The organism is Paraburkholderia sp. (genome assembly GCF_035501035.1).
In the GTDB taxonomy this organism is placed as follows: domain Bacteria; phylum Pseudomonadota; class Gammaproteobacteria; order Burkholderiales; family Burkholderiaceae; genus Paraburkholderia.
In genome coordinates this window covers 1-16,531 of sequence record NZ_DATJWR010000417.1, presented here as the reverse complement: position 1 = coordinate 16,531, position 16,531 = coordinate 1, and the positions used below count along the sequence as shown (strand labels likewise).

Below are 16,531 nucleotides of genomic sequence, written 5' to 3'. Positions count from 1 at the left end.
CGTTCACAAAAAATGAATTATGATGAATGAATCAATCTCTAGGAGAGAACTATGGATCTCGCCGCGCTGGCGATCTTCCGGGCGGTCCGTGCGCGAGAACGGCGTGACGCGCGCGGCCGCCAAGCTCAACCGCGTCCAGTCGAACGTGACCACGCGCATCAAGCAGCTCGAAGAGCAGCTCGGTACGCCGCTCTTCACACGCGATGGCCGCCGCCTCGTGCTCACGCCCTCCGGAGAAACGCTATTGCCGTACGCCGAGCGCCTGCTCGCGCTCGCCGACGAAGCACGCCACGCGCTGAAGGCCGGTCGGCCGACGGGACGGCTGCGGCTGGGCACGATGGAGAGCGCGGCGGCGAGCCGCCTGCCGAGCCTGCTTGCGCACTACCACCAGGCGTGGCCCGAGGTCACACTCGAGCTGGAGACAGGCACGACCGGCGCCTTGATCGAGCGCCTGCGCGAATACGAGGTCGACGCGGCGCTGATCGCGATGCCGCTCGACGGTCCACCGGACCCCGAAGTGTTCGAGCACGTGCCGGTGTATCGCGAGGAGCTCGTGATGCTCACGCCGCGCGGTCATCGGCCGATCCGCCAGCCTGGCGACGTCGCGCTTTCCACGCTGGTGGCCTTCGAGCGCGGCTGCGCGTATCGCGGCTACATCGAGCGCTGGTATCTCACGCACGGCATCCGGCCTACGCGCGTGCTGGAGCTCGGCTCCTATCACGCGATCGTCGCATGCGTGGCGGCGGGTGCGGGTGTCGCCGTCGCACCCCGCTCGGTGCTCGAACTGCAGCGCAGCTTCGACGAGGTCACGATTCATTCGCTCGGCAGGATCGGTCAGATCGACACGCTGCTCACGTGGCGCCGCGGTCACTTTTCGCCGGCACTCGGCGCGCTGAAAGCGGCCCTGCTGCAACACGCGCAACGGGCACGCGACGCGGCTTTCCCGCCACCGAGCGCAGCCGAAGCGCGGCCCGCTCCCCTGCAGAGCCCACGCGGCGAGCGAGCCCGGCGCGCGCCGGCCTGACACACGCACGGCTAGCTACGCAGAGTCAGGCGCACTAAACAAAAAGGGCTGCCCTCATGGAGCAGCCCTTTCTATCGCAGCAGTTTTGTCGCGCGGCGCGTTACAGCTTCGCTTCGACCCAGCCCTTCACGCCGGCAAGCGCAGCCGGCAGGTTGGCCGGCTCGGTGCCGCCCGCCTGCGCCATGTCCGGACGGCCACCGCCCTTGCCGCCCACCTGCTGAGCAACGAAGTTCACGAGTTCGCCGGCCTTCACCTTCTTGCTCGCCTCGGCAGTCACGCCCGCGATCAGGCTGACCTTGCCGCCCTCCACAGCCGCCAGCACGATGGCCGCGCTCTTGAGCTTGTCCTTGAGCTTGTCGACGGTTTCGCGCAGCGTCTTCGAATCGGCGCCTTCGAGCGTCGCAGCAAGCACGTGCACGCCGTTCACCTCGATGGCCTGGCCCGCGAGCTCGTCGCCCTGGCTCGACGCGAGCTTCGACTTGAGCGCGCCCAGTTCCTTCTCGAGCGACTTCACCTGGTCCTGCACCTGCGCGATGCGCTGCGTGAGTTCCGAAGGTTGTGCCTTCAGGGCCGCGGCCGCCGCGTTGATGCGCGCGTCGAGTTCCTGTACGTAGCGCACGGCGTTGTCGCCCGTGATCGCTTCCACGCGACGGATGCCCGCGGCCACGCCGCCTTCCATTACGATCTTGAAGAGACCGATGTCCCCGCTGCGATGCACGTGCGTGCCGCCGCAGAGTTCGCGCGAGAAGCCGAGGTCGAGCACGCGCACTTCGTCGCCGTACTTCTCGCCGAAGAGCGCCATCGCGCCGCCCTTCACCGCTTCGTCGTACGGCATCACGCGCACGATGCCCGGCGCGTTCGCGAGCACTTCCGCGTTGACGATTTCTTCCACGCGGCGGATTTCATCGTCCGTCATCGGCGCGTTGTGCGCGAAGTCGAAGCGCGTCTTGTCGGCGTCGACGAGCGAGCCCTTCTGCTGCACGTGCGAACCGAGCACCTCGCGCAGCGCCTTGTGCATCAGGTGCGTGGCCGAGTGGTTGCGCGCGGTGCGGGCGCGGCGAATGGCGTCGATTTCCGCCTTCACGACGTCGCCGACCTTCAGCGTGCCTTGCTCCAGCGTGCCGTGGTGACCCGCCACGTCGGCCTGGACCTTGAGCGTGTCGGCGACCGTGAAGTGCACGCTCGCGTTCGAGATCACGCCCTGGTCGCCCACCTGGCCGCCCGATTCCGCATAGAACGGCGTGTGGTCGAGCACGACCACCGCGTCCTGGCCCGCCTTCACCTCGTTGACCGAGACGCCGTCAACGTACAGCGCGACGATCTTCGCGTCGTCGAACACGATCTCTTCGTAGCCGTGGAACGTGGTCTTCGCGCCCGAGTATTCGAGGCCCTGCGCCACCTTGAACTTGCCGGCGGCGCGCGCCTGCTCGCGCTGACGCGCCATTGCGTCGTCGAAGGCCGGCTCGTCCACCGTCACGTTGCGCTCGCGGCAGACGTCCGCAGTCAGGTCGAGCGGGAAGCCGTACGTGTCGTGCAGCTTGAACGCGAGTTCGCCGTCGAGCGTCTTGCCGCCCTTCGACTCCAGATCCGCCAGCGCGGCGTCGAGAATCGACATGCCGTGCTCGATGGTCTCGAAGAAGCGTTCTTCTTCCTGACGCAGGACGTCGGTCACGCGGTGCTGCGCTTCGGCGAGTTCCGGATAGGCCGCGCCCATTTCCGCGACGAGGTCCGCCACGAGCTTGTGGAAGAACGCCTGGCGCTGGCCGAGCTTGTAGCCGTGGCGGATCGCGCGGCGCACGATGCGGCGCAGCACGTAGCCGCGGCCTTCGTTGCCGGGGATCACGCCGTCGACGATCAGGAACGAGCACGCGCGAATATGGTCGGCGATGACCTTCAGCGAGTTGTTCGTGAGGTCGGGCGTGTTCGTCTCGCGCCCGGCGGCCTTGATCAGGTTCTGGAAGAGGTCGATCTCGTAGTTGCTGTGCACGTGCTGCAGCACGGCCGCCAGGCGCTCGAGGCCCATGCCCGTGTCGACGCACTGCTTGGGCAGCGGCGTCATGTTGCCCTGGGCGTCGCGGTTGAACTGCATGAACACGAGATTCCAGATCTCGATGAAGCGGTCGCCGTCTTCCTCGGGCGACCCCGGGGGGCCACCCCAGATTTCCGGGCCGTGGTCGTAGAACACTTCCGAGCACGGGCCGCAGGGGCCGGTGTCGGCCATCTGCCAGAAGTTGTCGGAGGCGTAGCGCGCGCCCTTGTTGTCGCCGATGCGGATGATGCGCTCCGCCGGCACGCCGATTTCCTTCGCCCAGATGTCGTAGGCTTCGTCGTCTTCCTTGTAGACGGTGACCGTGAGCTTTTCCGCCGGCAGGTTGTAGACCTTCGTCAGCAACTCCCAGCAGTAGTGGATCGCGTCGCGCTTGAAGTAGTCGCCGAACGAGAAGTTGCCGAGCATCTCGAAGAACGTGTGGTGACGCGCGGTGTAGCCGACGTTCTCGAGGTCGTTGTGCTTGCCGCCTGCGCGCACGCTGCGCTGGGCGGTCGTGGCGCGCGAGTACGGGCGCTTGTCGGTGCCAAGGAACACGTCCTTGAACTGCACCATGCCCGAGTTGGTGAAGAGCAGCGTCGGGTCGTTGCCCGGCACGAGGCTCGACGAGCGCACGATCGTGTGGCCCTTCGATTCGAAGAACTTGAGGAATTTCTCGCGGATGTCAGCGGCTTTCATGGCGTGCGTTGGGTCCTTCTCGGGGCGTCCTGTACTGAATCTTGTCGTGGTCGGGGGCCTGCTTGCGGCAAACGCCTGCGGCAAAACCCCGACGCTGAATCGAACGATTATACGGGATCGACGCGCGCTCGCGGCGGCGTGGCGGGCGCGGATCACCAGCGCATGGCAGGGTGCACGCAAGTGGGCCTGCCATGCGATGAGTTCCGCAGTGCGGAACTTTGTACCGGAAATTGGCGCTCGCCGCGCGGATCGCTTACCATTGCCAGCATCGGCCGGAGCGCGAGGCGCGCACAAGGCTCAGCCTTAGAACGACATTGGAAGACACAGCATGGGCGCTCTCAGCCATATCCGCGTACTCGATCTCACCCGCGTCCTCGCCGGACCGTGGTGTGCACAGACCCTCGCCGACTTCGGCGCCGACGTGATCAAGGTGGAGCGCCCCGGCGCCGGCGACGACACGCGCCACTGGGGGCCTCCGTACCTGAAAACGCCGGATGGCGCGGACACCGCCGAGGCCGCCTACTACCTCGCCGCGAACCGCAACAAGCGCTCGGTGACGGTGGACATCGCGACGCCCGAGGGGCAGCGCATCGTGCGTGAGCTGGCGGCGCAAAGCGACGTCGTGCTGGAAAACTACAAGGCCGGCCAACTGAAGAAGTACGGGCTCGACTACGCGTCGCTGCGCGAGGTGAAGCCCGACCTCGTCTACTGCTCGGTCACGGGCTTCGGCCAGACGGGGCCTTATGCCTCGCGCGCGGGCTACGACTTCATCGTGCAAGGCATGGGCGGCTTCATGAGCATCACCGGCGAGCGCGACGCGCTGCCGGGCGGCGGCCCGCAGAAGGCGGGCGTCGCGATCGCCGACCTCATGACGGGCATGTACGCGACCATCGCGGTGCTCACGGCGCTCGCCCATCGGGACCGTACGGGCGTTGGCCAGTACATCGACATGGCGCTGCTCGACGTGCAGGTGGCCATGCTCGCGAACATGAACTCGAACTATCTCGCGAGCGGCAAGCCGCCCGTGCGCTGGGGCAATGCGCATCCGAATATCGTGCCCTATCAGGCGTTCCAGACCAGTGACAGCTGGATCATCCTGGCCGTGGGCAACGACGGGCAGTTCCGCAAATTCGTGGAGGTGGCAGGCCGGCCCGAGCTCGCCGACGACGAGCGCTTCGCGACCAACCCGGAGCGCGTGCGCCATCGCGATACGCTCGTGCCGATCGTGGCCGACCTGATCCGCACGCGCGAGAAAGCCGACTGGATCAGTGCGCTCGAAGCCGCTGGCGTGCCGTGCGGGCCGATCAACAATCTCGCGGAAGTATTCGAGAACGAGCAGGTAATTGCGCGCGGGCTGCAGGTGGACGTGCCGCACCCTTCGGGCGGCACGGCGCGGCTCGTGGGCAACCCCATTCGCATGAGCGAGACGCCGCCGCGCGTGGCGAGCCATCCGCCCACGCTCGGCGAACATACGGACGCGGTGTTGCGCGAGGTGCTCGGGTATGGCGAGGTGCAACTCGCGACGTTGCGCAGCAAGGGCGTGGTGTGACGCTCACGCGAATTTGATGCGCGACCTGCGTCGTAATCCTCGTCGCCGGTTGAAACGCGGGCGGCGCACTCAGGCCGCGCTACGCCCGCTCATCGACATCAGCCACTCGACGCCTTGCGGCCAGTCGTCGAGCCCGCTTTCCGCATTGATGTGCCCACGCGCGCCGATGTCGATCCAGCGGCTGCCCCAAGCCCGCGCACAACGCTCCGAAAACGCCACGCCGCCGTATGGATCGTCACTGCTCGCGACGACGACGCTCGCGAACGGCAGCGCTTCGAGCGGCACCGGATCGAAACCCCTTGCATCGCGCGGAAATTCGGGGCCGTGCGGATCGGGCAGCGCCACCAGTAGCGCGCCCGCCACCTTCGCGCGCGTCGCGGCGCTCGCGTGGCGTGCGGCCCAATGCGCCACCGTCAGGCAACCAAGGCTGTGAGCGGCAACGCGCACGCCCGCGGGCGCACGCGCCACAGCCGCCTCGAGCGTCGCGCACCACGCGTCGCAGTCCGGATGCATCCAGTCGGGCATCCGCACCCGCGTAAAGCCCGCGTGAGCCGCTTCCCAGCGGGTCTGCCAGTGCCCCGGCCCCGAATCCATATAGCCCGGCAACACCAACACACGTGTTTCACTCGTCGTCACTTTTTCCCTCGCTTTTCGTGGTTCGCGCGACGACCCGGCGCCGGGACTGGCACGGCGGGTCGCGTCAGGTAGAATGGAAGGCACCATCGGGTGCCCGGCCGCGTGCCTTTTGCCTTCTGCTGAGCGCCCTCGAACGACTTCCCTTTTCGCATGAATACCGAACGTAAAGACGCCGACCGCACGGACGCGCCTGCGGCATCCAATTTCATCCGCAACATCATCGACGACGACAACCAGTCGGGCAAGTGGGCGCAGCGCGTGGAAACGCGCTTCCCGCCGGAGCCGAATGGTTATCTGCACATCGGCCACGCGAAGAGCATCTGCCTGAACTTCGGCGTCGCGAAACGCTATGACGGCGTGTGCCACCTGCGCTTCGACGACACGAACCCCGAGAAGGAAGACATCGAGTACGTCAACTCGATCATCGACGCCGTCACCTGGCTCGGCTTCGAATGGAAGAAGGACGGCAAGGAATACCTCTTCTACGCGAGCGACTACTACGACAAGCTCTACGAGTTCGCCGAACTGCTGATCCAGCGCGGCAAGGCGTACGTGGACAGCCAGTCGCCGGAAGAGATGCGCGCGAACCGCGGCTCGGCCACGGAGCCGGGCAAGAATTCGCCGTTCCGCGAGCGCCCGGTCGAGGAGAACCTCGACCTGTTCCGCCGCATGAAGGCGGGCGAGTTCGAGGAAGGCGCACACGTGCTGCGCGCGAAGATCGACATGGCTTCGCCGAACTTCAACATGCGCGACCCGGTGATCTACCGTATTCGCTTCGCCCATCACTATCGCACCGGCGACAAGTGGTGCGTGTATCCGATGTACGACTACACGCACTGCATCTCTGACGCGCTGGAAAACATCACGCACTCGCTGTGCACGCTCGAGTTCGAAGACCATCGCCCGCTCTACGACTGGGTGCTCGACGAACTCGCCGACGCCGGCGTGTTCACGCGTCCGCTGCCGCAGCAAATCGAGTTTTCGCGGCTGAACCTCACGTACGCGATCACGAGCAAGCGCAAGCTGCTGCAGCTCGTGAACGAAGGCCACGTGGACGGCTGGGACGATCCGCGCATGCCGACCATCGTCGGCGTGCGCCGCCGCGGCTTCACGCCTGAGGCGATCCAGCTCTTCTGCGAGCGCATCGGCGTGACGAAGGTCGATTCGTGGATCGACATGAGCGTGTTCGAAGGCGCGCTGCGCGACGACCTCGACGACAAGGCGCCGCGCACGGCCGCCGTGCTCGATCCGCTCAAGCTCATCATCGACAACTATCCGGAGGACAAAAGCGAAGACTGCACGGCGCCCGTGCATCCGCATCACCCGGAGCGCGGCCTGCGCACGTTCCCGATCTCGCGTGAGCTGTGGATCGAGCGCGAGGACTTCGTCGAAACGCCGCCGAAGGGCTATTTCCGCCTCTTCCCGGGCAACAAGGTGCGTCTGCGCTATGGCTACGTGATCGAGTGCACGGGTGCGGAGAAGGACGAGAACGGCAACGTGATCGCCGTGCACTGCAACTACTTCCCGGACAGCAAGTCGGGCACGGAAGGCGCGAATAACTACAAGGTCAAGGGCAACATTCACTGGGTCAGCGCGGCGCACGCGTGCCCGGCGGAAGTGCGTCTCTACGACCGCCTCTTCCGCGAACCGCAGCCCGATGCGGGCGGCCGTGACTTCCTCGAAGCGATCAACCCGGATTCGAAGCGCGTCGTGCAGGCATATCTCGAACCGGGCGCGCGCGACGCCGCGCCGGAAGACCGCTACCAGTTCGAGCGCCACGGCTATTTCGTGGCCGACCGTGTCGACTCGAAGCCGGGCAAGCCGGTGTTCAACCGCATCGTCGGCCTGCGCGACAGCTGGGCGAAGTAAGCCGCGCGCTCTAGCTGGCTACCAGGCTAGCTGAGCTGCGATGCCTGCCAGGCCTGTCAAGGAAAAGGCCCGCACGAACCTCGTGCGGGCCTTTTTTCGTTCCGGTTGCAGTTGCCGAGACCGGATCAAACCCTGCGATGCAGCTCCGTGAGCGAAAGCGATGTCTCGAAAAGCCGTGCGAGACTGCGGCTTGCGTAATGGTTCACCTCGGCTGGCGTAGTCCAGCGCCAGGCATCCATTTCCGGGATCATCACGCCGTCTTCGCGGCGGGGAAAGAGCGATACGCAGACACAACGCGACAGATCGAGTTCATCGTCCAACGCGCGTGCGGCAAATAGATGCAGATCCTTGTCGCGCCGGTAAGCGTAGCGCCCGAGATCAACGAGCCGCGACGCCGCGACATCGAAACCGGTCTCCTCGACCATCTCGCGGCGCGCGCTCTGCGCTTCGGTTTCGCCGGGTTCGCCCTGCCCCTTTGGAATGTCCCAGTGATTCGTACCGGTTGCGTGCGCAAGCAGCACGCGGCCCGCAGGATCGAGCAGGACGATGCCGCATGAAACAATCTTGCCGTTCACTGCCCGCTCAGTGCCGCTTCTGGAAAGCCCATGCGCCTTCGCCCGTACGACAGAACCGCGGATGCAGCGTCATCGTCTGTCCCTTCGCGTTGATGATGACCTCGGTGTCGCGACAGGTCTTGTCGCCATCCTTTTCAGTCTTGGTCGGCGTGACAGTCGCATCGACCCTGACGCCGTTGCGCGAGCCTTCGTTCGTCCAGGTCGTACTCTCGCCATCGGCCTTGGTCGACACGGCCGCGCGCACCGCGCGCGTGAGCGAATCGTAGTCTTGCTGGTTCATATACGACATGGGCGTGTCGTGCAGAAAGCCCAGGTTGGCGGCATGCACGCTGCCCATGCCGATCGTGACAAGCAGTCCCGCGCTCAGGGCGCGCAAGAGTCGTGGCAACTTGGACATCGATTATTCTCCTTGACGGACGATCCTTCCCGGCGAAAAGCATAACACGCGCCCTTTTTTCGCCTGCCCTGTAAGGCCGCAACCATCGCGCCCCGAATACAGGCAGCCGATTTCTTTTCGGACTCGTCCGATGGTGACGGATAGGCTCGTCCTCTACGATCGTCCTCTCATCCATTTACAATCGATCGGAACAGCCTGACATGACCTACTCCTTCGCACTCAAGGTTTTCGCGGTCATGCTGGCCCTCATCTGCATCGGCCTGATGTCCTTCGTCGCGTACTACAGGCACGCGCCACAAGCACCAGCGCCTGGCCCGAACTTCGCGGCCGATTTCGTTCCCGAGCACATGCCGCGCTGGCCTGACACGACGGTGCGTGTCGGTATGCTCACGCTGCTCGTCTCGTTCGTCGTGCTCTCGGTCGCCTGCCTGCGCATCGCGGACATCTGACGCGGGGCCTTCCCCAGCGCGCTCAGCGTGCGCCCTTCGCCCACCCTGCCGGGCCTCGCGACCCGCGAAGCTGCGCCAGAGAGCAACGACAACCCCACCATGGCCGACCTGACCAACGTTCTCGATATTGGGTTTGAGGGATAAAGGCCATTGTTCCTTCGATCACCAGACACCACTCATCCGGTTTGACGGGCAGCCCTCGGGCTGCCTTTTTTGCGCCGCAGTTGCCCGCTTGCGCATTGCGGCCGCGCACCGACCGAACCCCTGAGCCGCGACGATTGACCACGGCGTTCGCGACAGAAGACGCACTATCTTACAAATAGCTTTCCCGCACAAATATTGACGGGTGTCATTGTGAAATATGTGAAATCGACTCTTCTACCTGGCGAGCGCATCGTGACCGAAGCGCACCCTAGCTTTTGGGCATGGGGGCCCAGAATCACACTGAGCCTCTTGCTGATGGTTTGGGGCGTACTCGTCGGTACCATGGGAGCGTCACTGACCGCAGCCGCAGTGTTTTTCGTCACGGGCTTGCTGCTGTTCGCCGCCTCGCTGTTCGCGTGGTCGACAACCGAGCTTGCCGTGACCAACAAGCGCGTGGTCGCGAAGGTCGGAGGGATCCGCCGCGGCGTCGCCGTGGAGTTGCGTCTCGATAAGGTCGAAGGCGTGCAGATCGAGCAAAGCCGGATTGGCCGGATCTTCGACTATGGCTCGCTCGTCGTCACCGCCACGGGGATGCCAGCGGCTCGGGTTCCGGGCATCTCGAATCCGATCGAGCTCCGTCGCATGATCTTTCTCGCGCAGGCTGCCGAACAACCTGTGCCGTTGCGGCTCGTTGCCTGAGAAACCTGAGTTGCCGAGCGGCAGAAAGCAAAAGGCCCGGTTATCAAACCGGGCCACGTGCAATTGACTGGCGCGACAGGAGGGGCTCGAACCCCCGACCCTCGGCTTAGAAGGCCGATGCTCTATCCAGCTGAGCTACTGTCGCGTAGGCATGCGCGAGACCGCATGTGGGCCGCGCGACGACGGGGCTGGATTATACCGCGATCGTCCCGCGCGGTCGCGCCCTGCTCTGCGGGCCGCTTCGCCGAAATCAGGCCGGCTGCTGGTGCAGCACGAACCAGCCGAGGCAGACCGCGCCTGCAATCAGGCAATACACGCCAAACGAAGCGAGACGCCCGCGCCCTTCGAAATAGCGCATCAGGAACTTCACGCTGAGCCAGGCCGCAATGCCGGTGAGCACGCCGCCAACCAGCGCGGTCATGAGCTGGTCTCGCTCGTGAAAGAGCTTCGGCAGTTCGAGAATGCCGGCGGCGAAGATGATCGGCGTACCGAGCAGGAATGAGAACTCCGCAGCCTTTTCCGCCGTGAGGCCCGCCGCATTGCCGGCGATCATCGTCAGACCGCTGCGCGAAAAGCCGGGGATGAGCGCACCGATCTGCGCGAGGCCGACGAAAAATGCCTGGCGAAACGTGAGCTTCTCGGGCGGACGATGCGCGCGCGAGCGCTGCAGCCGATCGCCGAACCAGAGCAGCACGCCGTTGATCATCAACGCGGCCGCGACGATGCGCAGATCGTGAAAGATTGCTTCGATACGCTTTTCCAGCACGAGACCGACGATACCCGCCGGAATCGTCCCGATGATGAGCGCCCACATCATGTGACCGTCGTCGTTCTTGCGCCCGGCCAGCGAGCCGAAGAAACCGCCGATCAGCGCGACCCAGCGCGCGCGGAAATACCAGAGCAAGGCAACGGCGGTTCCCAGGTGCAGCGCGACGAGGAATGGCAGCAGTTGCGGCGCGTGCTTGTCGATGTGCATGCCGAAAAGCGCCGGCACAAGGAGGGTGTGACCGAGGCTGCTCACGGGAAAGAGCTCGGTGACGCCTTGCAACACGCTCAGGAAGAATAGAAACCAGAGACTCACGCGCGGATCCTCATAATGGTTGTTAAGGGGCCGGACCGTCGCGGAGCCGGTGCGGCGAAGCGCACCGATTATGCCTGGGCCGAATTACAGCGCCAAGCGTCGAGACTTATTTGTCGGAAAAGTTACTACGTCGCAACAAGATTGGCCGCGGATGCACGGTTTCCGTCGCGACCGCGAGTGAAGCGCGGTAGAGGAAGGAGTGAGGAGGGACTGGGTGTCGCGCGATCAGCGTGCCATCTTGTAGAAGAAATACGCGCTGCTGCCGACAAAGAGGCTGAACAAGGCCATGCTCATTGCCATTGCGAGGTCCATGGATGTCTCCTACGAAGAATCTCTGTGCGCAAGCGCACGATTCTGCGGATTATCCCGACTCGCTCCCTACGACAAAACTCAGGCTTTCCCGACGAGGGTTTTCACGCATGCGAAAGCGGCGCACAATCCGCCTGCCAGGCGCCAGGCGCGCCGCCCCTTTCCACCGACCAGGCTTGCCCATGAACGCACCTCCGCAACAGGACATCCTCACCTTCATCCGTGGCACCTCGACGCTGCGCGTCGCACCGTGGGCCGGCGGACGCTTGCTCTCGTGGCACGTCGACGGCCAGCCGGTCATCGAGTGGCCCGAGTACGCGAACTGGGCCCAACCGGCGCGCGTGCGCGGCGGCAATCCGCTGCTCTTCCCCTTCCTCGGCCGTCACCGCGTGGACAGTCAGATCGGTCGCTGGCGCGACGCCCAGGGCGTGGTTCGGGATCTGCCGATGCACGGCTTCGCGCGCGACCTGCCCTTCTCAACGCAGGCCGACGACGACGGGCATGGCCTGCGCATGACGCTCGTCGACTCCGACGCCACCCGCACCGGCTACCCGTTCGCGTTCCGGTTCGAAGCGACCTATCGCCTCGTCGACGCGCACTCGCTCGACGTAACGCTGTCCGCAACCAATACCGGCTCGGATCCGCTCCCCTGGTACGCAGGCCACCATTTCTATTTCGCTTTGCCGCATGCCCAGCGCGCGCAGTCCACGCTCGAACTTCCGCCCACGCAGCGCCGCTACCAACTCGCGGACGGTTCGATCAGCGCGCCCGAACCCGGCGAGACGCAGTACCGGCTCGACGACACCCAGATCGTCGACCGCTTCCACGTGCTCGCGCCGACGCCGCCTGCTGTGCCCGTGCGCCTCATCGCACCCGGGCTCGGCAGGCGGATCACGATCGATCTCAACCGTCCCGGGTCGCTGCCCTGGTACGCGGTCACGACATGGACGGAAGCCGACGACTCGGACTTTTATTGCGTCGAACCCTGGCTCGGGCTGCCCGACGCGATTCACAATGGCCTCGGTCTGCGCTGGCTCGCACCGGGACATACGGAAGCGGCTACGCTGCGCATCGGCGTCGAGGCGCTCGCTGGCTGATTGGGTCCGGAGGCGCCGCGCCAGCCTGCGCCAACTGTTTTCGCCAGGCCGCTTACGTCAGGCATTTGTCAGCTTAAACGCCAGGTACGCTAGCAAACCCGCTAGAATCGGACGTTTTGCCAGCGCGGCGGCCGCCGGTCTGTCGCGAGGCAGCGTCATGCGAGGTTCAATGTTGGCACCAGGAATCAGACGGATCGCATGTGCGGCGCTCGTCGCGCTGCTCGCCGCATGCGGCTCGGCGCCGGTCGGCCCCGGCTTCTACCGCGTGGAGCGCGGCGACACCGTCTATAAGATCGCCCGCAGCAATCGACAGTCCGTGCAAAACATCGTGCGCTGGAACAATCTGTCGAACCCCGACGCGATCGAAGTTGGCCAAGTCCTGCGGGTGGAGCCGCCCGCCGGTACCGCAAGCGCACGCACCAGCACCGCGCCCCGCACTGGCGCGAGCGCCCCGCGCGAGACCCCGGAAGCAGCCGATGCATCGTCTGGTCCGGCGTCAGCCGCCGCCCCGTCGATTTCGCTCGTCTGGCCAACCAGCGGCCAGGTCGTCCGCAACTTCGACGGGCGTGATTCCAAGGGCATCGACATCGCCAACTCGGCTGGCACGCCTGTCGTCGCCGCAGCGCCAGGGACCGTGGTCTACGCCGGCAATGGTCTGCGCGGCTACGGCAACCTGCTCATCATCAAGCACAACGGCGATTACCTGACGGCCTACGCGCACAATCAGGCGCTATTCGTGAAGGAAGGCCAGAGCGTCGCGCAGGGGCAAAAAATCGCCGAAATGGGCAGCACCGACAATGATCGTGTGATGCTGCACTTCGAGCTGCGTTATCAAGGGCGTTCGATCGATCCGACACGCCAACTGCCAGCGCGCTGAGTGATCGTGGCCCAACCGCCAATCGATAGGCAAAAAAAAAGCCCGGCATGGCGCCGGGCTAACGGGGGTTTGGCGCATTGCGGCAAAGGACCGGTTTACCATGCGCCGAATCGCAATCTATCAATGGGCCTCCTGCTGCGCAATCACTTAATTAGATCGAAAATGTGCTACGGCGCACGGATTATGTGTCGCATCACTTTTCAGCGGCGAATCGGGACGCCGAAGCAACTTCCGTTGCGCATAAGTGCGCGCGCCGGGATAGCGTACCCGCTCCTGGCATCGTGGCGCGGAAACGCTTGCTGGACGAGGCTCTTAGGTCAAGTCAATGGCTTCCATGACGAGCGTCCCAAGACAGGCTCCGCCTGTTTAATGCGTGCCTTTTTCGGCTTTTTTCAGGCCGTCGAGTTTAGTGGGCAAACGCACGCAACGTCGCATTTATTCGACTGTGCATACGACTTTGAAACACCAATGCGCTGCCCGCTTAGATCAGATGTTTGGCTGATTTAATCTGCGTTATTGGCCGCATTTTGACGCCTTATGTCCCGGCATTGGCCATTAATATGATTAATACATGCGAGACGGCGTTTGGCAGTCAGCCGCCCCTTCGCGAGGCAGAGTATCGTTTATAGTATCGGCCGCAACGCATTCGCCAACATCATGACCACTGAAGACGCCAACCCCAGTTCGCTGTACGCCAGCCTGCTCGGCGAAACCGCCAAGATCGACTGGCAGGATCTCGAGCGCTTCTTTGCGCAAGGCAAGCTGCTCAGCGTGGCGCGCGATCTCGACCTCGTCAGCGTGGCGGAAGCCATCGCCAGCGACAACAGCGCGGTCGTCACCCAATGGCTGTCGTCCGGCCTCGTCGAACGCATGCAGACAGAAACAGCGGCCGATTATGCGGCGCGCAACCCGGAACTGTGGGCTGTCGTCGTCTCGCCTTGGGTGTGCGTGCAGGAACGCGCTTGAGCACCGCCGAGGCCCTGCCTGAACAGCGAGGCTGGCATCGACGCGTGCTGACGCTTGCGTTTCCCATCGTCCTTGCCAATCTGACCCAGCCCATACTCGGTGCCGTCGACACGGCTGTCGCCGGTCACCTCGGAAGCGCTGCCGACCTGGGCGGCGTTGCTCTGGGCGGCCTCTTCTTCAACTTCGTGTTCTGGGGCTTCGGCTTTCTGCGCATGGGAACGACAGGACTCGTCGCGCAGTCGTACGGCGCGCGCGACTTCCCTGCGTTACGCGCGAACGTCGCGCGCGCCATGCTGCTTGCGTTCGCGATCGGCGCAATCATCTTGTTGATCCGGTCGCCCTTGATTTTCTATACGCTCGATGCCATCGGCGGCAGCGTCGAGGTGCAACATAATGCCGGGATCTATTGCCTCGCTCGCATCGGCTCCGCGCCGTTTGCATTGGGCAATTATGTCGTGCTCGGCTATCTGCTCGGCACCCAACGTGTACGCATTGCGCTCGCCTCGCAGATCTTCATCAACCTGACGAACGTCGTCGCCGTGCTTGCCTATATGTATGGGCTGCAATGGGGCATCGCCGGCATCGGCGCGGCGACGGCCACCGCCGATACGCTCGGCTTCGCATTCGGCGCGTGCGTGCTCTGGAAGCTGCGTCCTCGCGGGCTTGCGCCGCTCGCGTTGCGCACCGTGCTCGAGCCTGCGGCGCTCAAGCGGCTCATCGCGATCAATCGCGATATCTTTCTGCGCACGCTTTGCCTGCTCGGCTCGTTCGGCTGGTTCGCTCGTCTCGGCGCGAAACAGGGCGACGTCATCCTTGCCGCCAACGCCCTCCTGCTCAACTTTCAGACTTTCATGGCATACGGCCTCGACGGCTTCGCCCATGCAGCGGAGGCGCTGGTTGGCGCCGCGATCGGCGCGGGCAATCGCGCGGCATTTCGCCAGGCGGTCAAGATCAACCTGTTCTGGTCGGCGCTGGGCGCCTTCGGGTTTTCCGTCGTCTATTGGGCCTGTGGCCCGTGGATCATCGCGCACCTCACCGACCAGGAGGCGGTACGCGCTGCCGCGCAGACATTCCTGCCTTGGGCTGCTCTTTCACCCCTGGTTTCGGTCTGGGGCTTCTTGCTCGATGGCGTCTTTATTGGCGCAACGCGCACTCGCGAACTCATGCATGCGATGGCGGTGTCGCTGGCCGTGTTTCTTTGCGCGTCGTGGGCGCTGGTTGGGCCGCTCGGCAATCACGGGCTGTGGATTGCCTTGCTCGTCTTCATGGCGGCGCGCGGTCTGACGCTTTCCCCCTTGCTGCCGCGCGTTAGCGGCGCCATCGGCACCGCCTCGGCACAATTGCGCTAGGCGCGTAGGTGCATGCGCCTCAGGCTTTCATTGGGCGGGCGGCGGAATTTCGATCATCATCGGCGGCGTATCGTCGGTCGGTACGCCGTGGTAGTCAGGTGGGTCCTGCGGCGGGGTACCGTGATGGTGGGTTGCCGTGTTATCGGCGCATGCTGAAAGCAAGGCGGCCATCGCAAGGGCCAGGTAAACACGAAACATCAGCTGAAATCCTTTCTGAAGGGTTATCCGATCGTGGCCCGGAACATGTGGCGACGCGGCTGAACCCACTATTTTTTCCGTCGCGACACTGTTCTAAGATACGGACATGGCTGCAATCGACGGAGGCTGCCATGGATGCCGAAACTATTGCGGGTCTGATCGGTCTTGGTGTGGGTCTGGTGGTGCTGCTTGGGCTATCGATTTTCGAATCGCGCGCCTACCGTAAGGAGCATGACGGCGAAGGCATGATGCATCACTGGCTGGCCGAGCACCACGTGTTCGACCGGGTTCGCCGCAGGCACTGAACTCGCAGCGCAGGCACTTCCGCTTGCGCGCTGTTTGCTTGAGCGCGTCTACACGGCCAGTTGAACTGGTCGGGAGAGGCTGTTGCTGTTTGCGAGAGAGGGGGTCAAGCAGTGATTTCTCACTGGGTGGCCTATTTTTCTGCGCCCAAACGCCAGAACCCCGGCTCTCTTTCGGAGAAACCGGGGTTCTGGACATTACAGCATGAGGAGCCTGACGATTACCTACTTTCACACGGGCAATCCGCACTATCATCGGCGTGGAGTCGTTTCACGGTCCTGTTC

The 16,531-nt window shown here is 64.4% G+C and carries 15 protein-coding genes, 1 tRNA gene and 1 pseudogene; 10 read left to right on the top strand and 7 right to left on the bottom strand.

Annotated features, from left to right (window positions below):
- Positions 1–51 precede the first annotated feature (51 nt).
- Positions 52–1,024 (top strand): annotated as a pseudogene (locus tag VMJ11_RS29905) (LysR family transcriptional regulator).
- Positions 1,025–1,124: 100 nt separating this feature from the next.
- Here VMJ11_RS29905 and alaS read toward each other — a convergent pair.
- Positions 1,125–3,749, bottom strand: coding sequence for an alanine--tRNA ligase (gene alaS / locus VMJ11_RS29900; RefSeq protein ID WP_325624419.1), 2,625 nt, complete (start codon positions 3,747–3,749; stop codon positions 1,125–1,127).
- Between the two features lie 328 nt (positions 3,750–4,077).
- Here alaS and VMJ11_RS29895 point away from each other — a divergent pair, with 328 nt between their 5' ends.
- Positions 4,078–5,298, top strand: coding sequence for a CaiB/BaiF CoA-transferase family protein (locus VMJ11_RS29895; RefSeq protein WP_325624418.1), 1,221 nt, complete (start codon positions 4,078–4,080; stop codon positions 5,296–5,298).
- 69 nt (positions 5,299–5,367) lie between these two features.
- Here VMJ11_RS29895 and VMJ11_RS29890 read toward each other — a convergent pair whose 3' ends face one another.
- Positions 5,368–5,934: an RBBP9/YdeN family alpha/beta hydrolase gene (locus VMJ11_RS29890; RefSeq protein ID WP_325624416.1), complete on the bottom strand. Its 567-nt coding sequence runs from the start codon at positions 5,932–5,934 to the stop codon at positions 5,368–5,370.
- Between the two features lie 150 nt (positions 5,935–6,084).
- On the opposite strand from VMJ11_RS29890, the gene VMJ11_RS29885 reads away from it, so the two are divergent.
- Positions 6,085–7,803 (top strand): glutamine--tRNA ligase/YqeY domain fusion protein, encoded by a 1,719-nt coding sequence (locus VMJ11_RS29885; protein WP_325624415.1) that lies wholly within the window; start codon positions 6,085–6,087, stop codon positions 7,801–7,803.
- A 125-nt stretch (positions 7,804–7,928) separates the two neighbouring features.
- On the opposite strand, the gene VMJ11_RS29880 is transcribed toward VMJ11_RS29885, so the two are convergent.
- Together VMJ11_RS29880 and VMJ11_RS29875 are read right to left on the bottom strand one after the other, a co-directional pair.
- Positions 7,929–8,378 (bottom strand): NUDIX hydrolase, encoded by a 450-nt coding sequence (locus tag VMJ11_RS29880; protein ID WP_325624413.1) that lies wholly within the window; start codon positions 8,376–8,378, stop codon positions 7,929–7,931.
- A gap of 7 nt (positions 8,379–8,385) precedes the next feature.
- On the bottom strand, positions 8,386–8,775 hold the full coding sequence (locus VMJ11_RS29875; RefSeq protein ID WP_325624412.1) for a hypothetical protein: 390 nt from the start codon (positions 8,773–8,775) through the stop codon (positions 8,386–8,388).
- Positions 8,776–8,975: 200 nt separating this feature from the next.
- Between VMJ11_RS29875 and VMJ11_RS29870 the strand changes: the two genes are divergently transcribed.
- Positions 8,976–9,224: a hypothetical protein gene (locus VMJ11_RS29870; protein ID WP_325624410.1), complete on the top strand. Its 249-nt coding sequence runs from the start codon at positions 8,976–8,978 to the stop codon at positions 9,222–9,224.
- A gap of 396 nt (positions 9,225–9,620) precedes the next feature.
- Positions 9,621–10,067 carry a PH domain-containing protein gene (locus VMJ11_RS29865; RefSeq protein WP_325624409.1) on the top strand — a complete coding sequence of 149 codons (447 nt, stop codon included), beginning with the start codon at positions 9,621–9,623 and terminating at the stop codon, positions 10,065–10,067.
- Positions 10,068–10,135: 68 nt separating this feature from the next.
- Here VMJ11_RS29865 and VMJ11_RS29860 read toward each other — a convergent pair.
- Together VMJ11_RS29860 and VMJ11_RS29855 are read right to left on the bottom strand one after the other, a co-directional pair.
- A tRNA-Arg gene (locus VMJ11_RS29860) sits at positions 10,136–10,212 on the bottom strand.
- Positions 10,213–10,317: 105 nt separating this feature from the next.
- Positions 10,318–11,148, bottom strand: coding sequence for an undecaprenyl-diphosphate phosphatase (locus VMJ11_RS29855; RefSeq protein WP_325624408.1), 831 nt, complete (start codon positions 11,146–11,148; stop codon positions 10,318–10,320).
- Between the two features lie 491 nt (positions 11,149–11,639).
- Between VMJ11_RS29855 and VMJ11_RS29850 the strand changes: the two genes are divergently transcribed.
- The 4 genes from VMJ11_RS29850 (at position 11,640) to VMJ11_RS29835 (ending at position 15,746) form a co-directional block, all read left to right on the top strand.
- Entirely contained in the window at positions 11,640–12,554 is a 915-nt protein-coding gene (locus VMJ11_RS29850) for an aldose epimerase (RefSeq protein ID WP_325624406.1), read from the top strand.
- A gap of 157 nt (positions 12,555–12,711) precedes the next feature.
- Positions 12,712–13,431, top strand: a complete 720-nt coding sequence (locus VMJ11_RS29845; RefSeq protein ID WP_325624405.1) for a peptidoglycan DD-metalloendopeptidase family protein — start codon at positions 12,712–12,714, stop codon at positions 13,429–13,431.
- A gap of 657 nt (positions 13,432–14,088) precedes the next feature.
- Complete coding sequence (locus tag VMJ11_RS29840; RefSeq protein ID WP_325624404.1) at positions 14,089–14,397, top strand: DUF2288 domain-containing protein; 309 nt, start codon at positions 14,089–14,091, stop codon at positions 14,395–14,397.
- Positions 14,394–15,746 carry an MATE family efflux transporter gene (locus VMJ11_RS29835; RefSeq protein WP_325624402.1) on the top strand — a complete coding sequence of 451 codons (1,353 nt, stop codon included), beginning with the start codon at positions 14,394–14,396 and terminating at the stop codon, positions 15,744–15,746. Before VMJ11_RS29840 ends, VMJ11_RS29835 begins: the two co-directional genes overlap by 4 nt.
- Before the next feature lie 27 nt (positions 15,747–15,773).
- Here VMJ11_RS29835 and VMJ11_RS29830 read toward each other — a convergent pair whose 3' ends face one another.
- Complete coding sequence (locus VMJ11_RS29830) at positions 15,774–15,944, bottom strand: hypothetical protein (protein ID WP_325624401.1); 171 nt, start codon at positions 15,942–15,944, stop codon at positions 15,774–15,776.
- 131 nt (positions 15,945–16,075) lie between these two features.
- Between VMJ11_RS29830 and VMJ11_RS29825 the strand changes: the two genes are divergently transcribed.
- Positions 16,076–16,249 carry a hypothetical protein gene (locus VMJ11_RS29825; RefSeq protein ID WP_325624399.1) on the top strand — a complete coding sequence of 58 codons (174 nt, stop codon included), beginning with the start codon at positions 16,076–16,078 and terminating at the stop codon, positions 16,247–16,249.
- Positions 16,250–16,531 lie beyond the last annotated feature (282 nt).

Coding starts and splice junctions, on each gene's coding strand:
- VMJ11_RS29845 (WP_325624405.1), top strand. CDS start 12,712: ATGCGAGGTTCAATGTTGGCACCAGGAATCAGACGGATCGCATGTGCG.
- VMJ11_RS29895 (WP_325624418.1), top strand. CDS start 4,078: ATGGGCGCTCTCAGCCATATCCGCGTACTCGATCTCACCCGCGTCCTC.
- VMJ11_RS29840 (WP_325624404.1), top strand. CDS start 14,089: ATGACCACTGAAGACGCCAACCCCAGTTCGCTGTACGCCAGCCTGCTC.
- VMJ11_RS29870 (WP_325624410.1), top strand. CDS start 8,976: ATGACCTACTCCTTCGCACTCAAGGTTTTCGCGGTCATGCTGGCCCTC.
- VMJ11_RS29825 (WP_325624399.1), top strand. CDS start 16,076: ATGGATGCCGAAACTATTGCGGGTCTGATCGGTCTTGGTGTGGGTCTG.
- alaS (WP_325624419.1), bottom strand. CDS start 3,749: ATGAAAGCCGCTGACATCCGCGAGAAATTCCTCAAGTTCTTCGAATCG.
- VMJ11_RS29850 (WP_325624406.1), top strand. CDS start 11,640: ATGAACGCACCTCCGCAACAGGACATCCTCACCTTCATCCGTGGCACC.
- VMJ11_RS29830 (WP_325624401.1), bottom strand. CDS start 15,944: ATGTTTCGTGTTTACCTGGCCCTTGCGATGGCCGCCTTGCTTTCAGCA.
- VMJ11_RS29885 (WP_325624415.1), top strand. CDS start 6,085: ATGAATACCGAACGTAAAGACGCCGACCGCACGGACGCGCCTGCGGCA.
- VMJ11_RS29875 (WP_325624412.1), bottom strand. CDS start 8,775: ATGTCCAAGTTGCCACGACTCTTGCGCGCCCTGAGCGCGGGACTGCTT.